A 5,759-nucleotide genomic window follows, 5' to 3' on the forward strand; every position below is an offset into this window, starting at 1 on the left:
AAAGCAAATAAGTCAATAAATAAGTTATCAATGGAAGTAGAAAATCTATGTTTTTTATGTTTCTGATGCTATAAACTAGCACTATTTTTATTAATAATCCAAGGTAATGGATTGTGCTGCGCTATCCTCATGGCTTACCAATAATTCCGTAATTCCTTTATGTGTTCGCTCTGCAAATATCTTTTGCGAATCGGGATTTGAATTCCTTTGAAAAAACTTTCGGTCGATATCAAAAATCTGTTTGTTTTTATTAACGTAAAAGCAAGTTGGTACGCCAAACGAATGTTTGTAAACTGAAAGTGCGCGGTTTGAATTATTGTAGCGTTCATCGGCATAAACAACCGTAACGTTTTTGTTGTAGTTGCGCGTGCTCTTTTTTGCAATATCCTGTCTGTCCCAAAACATGACAATGATTTCTACTTGGCCTTTGTAGTAGTCAGAAATTGCATTGATGGTTTCAATCTCTTCATCAGCTTGAATAATTGCAGAGTTTTTGGTAATTAATAAAAATGGTGTGTTAATTTGATCAGTTTGAATGTAACCGCCCGATACTTTTTTAAGTCTCAAATCGGAAACATAAGTGTTTTTTAAATAATTGTTTAAAAAGGAATTGAAAATGGTATCAACTTCATTTGGCATTTTATTTCTAATAGCCAAATCAGATTGGTTATTAAATTTCCTTAAATTTTGGGCTAATGCATCTTCAAAATATATTTTGTCATCTTGTGAAAATAGATGCGGACTTAAAGCGCAAATAAGAAGTATAAGTAGTTTTTTTAAAATCATAAATAGCATGTTTAGTAGGGGAGGTCAAGGTATGGTTTGTGTTCGTTAATCTCAAATCTTCTCGATAAGTGCTTCAAAAACAAGGTTAATCTTCTGTGTAAGTTGTTTTTTTATTTTTTCCGTGACTTTAAAGTTGGGTTGCTTTTGATTTAAAATCACCTTGAAAACGGAAAGCATCCTAAAGTTACCACAATTACTTTGTATCGCTTCTAATTAAAAAAGCCCTGGTTATAAACAAGGGCTTATGATATTGAAATACTGAATTTAAAAAAACAGTTTTTACATGTTTAGAAAGAGTATTATCAGATTAACGACGTCTTCCTTGACGATTTCCGCCGTAATGTTGATTTGGCATTTGTGCTTTTTTCATGCTGTCTTTCATCATTTTTATCTGATCGGCCAACATGTTTCGCTTATCTAGTTTTTGAGCTTCACTTAATAAAATTTTAGCTTCCTGAGGACGTCTTTTGCTAAATGCAATTCCCGCAAGGTTCAATTTTGCCATTGCTAAATCGTGATCCATGGACAAACCCAGAGTAACAGCCTTTTTGAAATATTTTTCGGCTTCATTCATATTGGTTTGAGATACCATAATGCCATTAAGGTAATTGTAATAGCCTTCTTGTTTTTTTACTAAAGCGCTTGATGGATTTTTAATTTTGTCCAACCAACGTTTTGCACCGGCAAAATCTTGTTTTCGGAGCCTTAAAAATGCAAGTAGGATAAATTCGTTTTTAAAATACAAAAAGACAAAAATGGTAGACAGTAGGATGAACATAATACCATTGCCAATGTAGCCTTCGGTGAATTGATAAATGGCGTAAGCAATGATTAATCCTGCGATAACAAGTTTTATATTTTTATTGTACATGATTTAGTTTGATATATTATAAGTAATTGTAGATGCTATTTTGTTTGGTATGGTCATAAAAAAATATTGACGTTAAGGTCTCTTATGGTGAGGTCAGATTTCAAAGCACAAAGAAACTAATTTTTTTTAAGTTGGCATTGCTATTTTTTGATATTAGCCATAATAGTACTATATTATCGGAGCTATTGTTGGGCATGAAATTGCCATAAGTAAAATTAAAAAAATATTTCAAAATTAGATTTGTCAAAGTAAAAAGTCTTTGTATATTTGCCCGCAGTTTTGGAGAGAGACCCGAAGCGCTATATTTTAGATTTTACAAGATTTTTATAAAGATATAAGACAATGAGCAAAAGAACGTTTCAACCATCGAAAAGAAAGAGAGTAAACAAACACGGTTTTAGAGAAAGAATGGCTTCTGCTAATGGTAGAAAGGTTCTTGCACGTAGAAGAGCTAAAGGAAGAAAAAAACTATCTGTATCTTCAGAAATAAGACATAAAAAATAATGATTAACAATTGTTGATAATTAGAGGTGTTACTTAGGTGTAACACCTTTTTTTGTACCTCATTCATATTTATTTTTGCACCACAAAATTCACTAAAATGCCTAAAGACAAAAACATTAAATCTGTACTTATTATCGGATCAGGGCCAATCGTTATTGGACAAGCTTGCGAGTTTGATTATGCTGGTACCCAGGCCTTACGCTCACTAAGAGAGGATGGAATAGAAACCATACTCATCAATTCCAATCCAGCAACCATCATGACAGATCCTACCATGGCTGATCATGTTTATTTATTACCGCTTACGACAAAATCGATCGTTCAAATCTTGAAGGAGCACCCTCAAATTGATGCTGTTTTACCAACAATGGGCGGGCAAACGGCATTGAATTTATGTATTGAAGCTGATGAAAAAGGGATCTGGAAAGATTTTGATGTTAAGCTAATTGGCGTTGATATTAGTGCTATAAATATTACTGAAGACCGAGAGAAGTTTAAGGAATTAATGTACAAAATTGGTATTCCAATGGCACCTCAAGCTACGGCAACCTCTTATTTGGAAGGTAAAGAGATTGCCCAAAAATTTGGTTTTCCTTTGGTCATTAGAGCTTCCTATACTTTAGGAGGCGAAGGGGCTTCATTTGTCCACACCGAAGATCAGTTTGATGAATTGTTACGACGTGGTTTGGAAGTTTCTCCTATCCATGAAGTCATGATCGACAAAGCCTTGATAGGATGGAAAGAATATGAATTAGAGTTGTTGCGAGATAAAAATGACAACGTTGTTATTATCTGTACGATTGAAAACATGGATCCTATGGGTATCCATACTGGAGATTCTATTACTGTTGCACCTGCAATGACCTTATCGGATACAACTTTCCAACGTATGCGCGATATGGCCATCCACATGATGCGCAGTATTGGCGATTTTGCAGGAGGTTGTAATGTTCAATTTGCAGTAAGCGCCGATGAAAAAGAAGAAATCATCGCTATTGAAATCAATCCGCGTGTTTCTCGTTCATCTGCTTTGGCGAGTAAAGCCACCGGATATCCAATTGCTAAAATTGCATCAAAACTGGCCATTGGTTATAATTTGGATGAATTGACCAATCAGATCACAAAATCGACTTCTGCATTATTTGAGCCCACTTTAGATTATGTTGTGGTTAAGATTCCACGTTGGAACTTTGATAAATTTGAAGGGGCAGATCGTACTTTGGGACTTCAAATGAAAGCGGTTGGTGAAGTAATGGCCATTGGCCGTTCCTTTCAGGAAGCACTTCATAAAGCGACACAATCTTTAGAAATTAAACGCAACGGATTGGGTGCCGATGGAAAAGGTTATAAAAATTACGATCAAATCATCGATAAACTAACCCACGCCAGTTGGGATCGGGTGTTTGTTATTTATGACGCCATCCAAATGGGAATTCCATTGAGCCGTATTCATGAAATTACAAAAATTGATATGTGGTTCTTAAAGCAATATGAAGAATTATATCACCTTGAAAAGGAAATTTCGACATATACCATTGATACCATTCAACATGATTTATTGTTGGAAGCTAAACAAAAAGGTTATGGCGACAGACAAATAGCGCACATGCTCAATTGTTTGGAAAGTCAAGTTTATAATAAACGTGATGAACTTAATATTCATCGTATTTTCAAATTGGTGGACACTTGTGCTGCCGAATTTAAAGCACAGACACCGTATTATTATTCCACTTTCGAAAATAATGTGGAAGGTCCAGATGGTAAATTGATTTCTGCCAACGAAAGTGTCGTGTCTGATAAGAAAAAGATCATCGTTTTAGGATCTGGCCCCAACCGAATTGGTCAAGGGATTGAGTTTGATTATTGTTGTGTCCATGGTGTTTTGGCAGCCTCGGAATGCGGTTATGAAACCATCATGATCAATTGTAATCCTGAAACAGTTTCGACGGATTTTGATATTTCTGATAAATTGTATTTTGAACCTGTGTATTGGGAGCATATTTATGACATTATTCGTCATGAAAAACCAGAAGGTGTGATTGTTCAATTAGGAGGACAGACCGCATTAAAATTGGCTGAAAAGTTAGACCGTTATGGCATCAAAATCATCGGAACAACTTATAAATCACTCGATTTGGCAGAAGATAGAGGAAGTTTCTCCAAATTATTAAAAGAAAACAATATTCCTTATCCAGAGTTTGACGTAGCTACTACAGCGGAGGAAGCTTTAGCAATTGCCGATGTGCTCGATTTCCCTATTTTGGTGCGTCCTTCTTATGTGCTTGGAGGTCAAGGCATGAAAATCGTTATCAATAAAAACGAATTAGAGGAGCATGTAGTGAATTTATTACGAAAAATGCCAGACAACAAATTGCTGTTGGACCGCTATTTAGATGGTGCCATTGAAGCTGAAGCCGATGCCATTTGTGATGGAGAAAATGTTTATATCATAGGTATTATGGAGCATATTGAACCTTGTGGTGTCCACTCTGGTGATAGTAATGCAACATTGCCACCGTTCAATTTAGGCGAATTTGTACAGCAACAAATTAAAGATCACACCAAAAAAATTGCTTTGGCATTAAATACCGTGGGATTGATCAACATTCAGTTTGCAATTAAAGATGACATCGTTTATATTATTGAAGCGAATCCAAGAGCCTCAAGAACAGTTCCGTTTATCGCAAAAGCTTATGGCGAACCGTATGTTAATTATGCCACAAAAGTTATGTTGGGAGAAAACAAGGTTACCGATTTTAATTTCAATCCTAAATTGGATGGATTTGCTATAAAACAACCAGTATTCTCATTTAATAAATTCCCTTCTGTGAACAAACAATTGGGTCCGGAAATGAAAAGTACTGGCGAAAGCATTCTGTTTATTGATAACCTAAAAGACGATCAGTTTTACAATTTATATGCACGACGTAAAATGTACTTGAGCAAATAATTTTCAAAAAAAATATTTTAGAAAACCACCAACACTAAACTGTTGGTGGTTTTTTTATGCGATGTTATTTAAGCCCATCAGATATAAAATACCAACTAAAATAGCAATGCCAAAGCTGATGAGCGTTCCAATCAAAATATATTCGGTCAGTTTTCGTTCTTTCGATTCTTTGAGATCTCCAAATCGGAATACAGATTTTGCAGTTATCAAAAATCCAACAGCTTCCCAATGGTCTAAAATCACAAAAACAAACACCAGAATCCGTTCCAAAATGCCAATATACATACCAGCATCTTTAAGGGATTCATTGCCTTCCATAAGTTTTGAAATGTTCCATTTTAAAAAGATGGTTTTCATGAGGATCGATACGGGAATGGTCAAAAAAATGATGCAAGTAATGAGTAGGAGCGTGCGTTCATTAAAAACAGTTTCGAATGAAATATCAGGTTTTGTAAAAAATATTGTAACCCCAATAATGACCAAAATATGCAGCAGCTGGTCTAAAAAAAAGAATAAACGTTTTGTTTTTTTAGTTTGAACGATCAACTTGGTAGCGTCAATAATATAATGTGAAATTCCGACGCAAAGTATTATCGGCCATTTTGAAACATCCCAAAGCAATATAAATAATAGTGCGATGTGGATAGC

5 protein-coding genes are annotated in these 5,759 nt (G+C 35.0%); 2 read left to right on the forward strand and 3 right to left on the reverse strand.

Annotation, left to right across the window (positions count from 1 at the left end; all coding sequences use genetic code 11):
- Nucleotides 1–90: 90 nt before the first annotated feature.
- Together VNJ50_RS05190 and VNJ50_RS05195 are read right to left on the reverse strand one after the other, a co-directional pair.
- On the reverse strand, nt 91–786 hold the full coding sequence (locus VNJ50_RS05190; protein ID WP_325579707.1) for a hypothetical protein: 696 nt from the start codon (nt 784–786) through the stop codon (nt 91–93).
- A 307-nt stretch (nt 787–1,093) separates the two neighbouring features.
- Nucleotides 1,094–1,657, reverse strand: a complete 564-nt coding sequence (locus VNJ50_RS05195; protein WP_325579709.1) for a DUF2892 domain-containing protein — start codon at nt 1,655–1,657, stop codon at nt 1,094–1,096.
- A 342-nt stretch (nt 1,658–1,999) separates the two neighbouring features.
- On the opposite strand from VNJ50_RS05195, the gene rpmH reads away from it, so the two are divergent.
- Nucleotides 2,000–2,161, forward strand: coding sequence for a 50S ribosomal protein L34 (rpmH, locus tag VNJ50_RS05200; protein ID WP_325579711.1), 162 nt, complete (start codon nt 2,000–2,002; stop codon nt 2,159–2,161).
- A 97-nt stretch (nt 2,162–2,258) separates the two neighbouring features.
- On the forward strand, nt 2,259–5,111 hold the full coding sequence (gene carB / locus VNJ50_RS05205; RefSeq protein ID WP_325579713.1) for a carbamoyl-phosphate synthase large subunit: 2,853 nt from the start codon (nt 2,259–2,261) through the stop codon (nt 5,109–5,111).
- A 54-nt stretch (nt 5,112–5,165) separates the two neighbouring features.
- Here carB and VNJ50_RS05210 read toward each other — a convergent pair.
- Nucleotides 5,166–5,759 (reverse strand): DUF3307 domain-containing protein (locus VNJ50_RS05210; protein ID WP_325579715.1); only part of this gene is annotated, 594 nt, incomplete at its 5' end.

This window comes from Gelidibacter sp. (genome assembly GCF_035577925.1).
In the GTDB taxonomy this organism is placed as follows: domain Bacteria; phylum Bacteroidota; class Bacteroidia; order Flavobacteriales; family Flavobacteriaceae; genus Gelidibacter.

Bases quoted from the DNA above. Each gene is read 5' to 3' on its own strand.
- rpmH (WP_325579711.1), top strand. From the start codon at position 2,000: ATGAGCAAAAGAACGTTTCAACCATCGAAAAGAAAGAGAGTAAACAAA.
- carB (WP_325579713.1), top strand. From the start codon at position 2,259: ATGCCTAAAGACAAAAACATTAAATCTGTACTTATTATCGGATCAGGG.
- VNJ50_RS05195 (WP_325579709.1), bottom strand. From the start codon at position 1,657: ATGTACAATAAAAATATAAAACTTGTTATCGCAGGATTAATCATTGCT.
- VNJ50_RS05190 (WP_325579707.1), bottom strand. From the start codon at position 786: ATGATTTTAAAAAAACTACTTATACTTCTTATTTGCGCTTTAAGTCCG.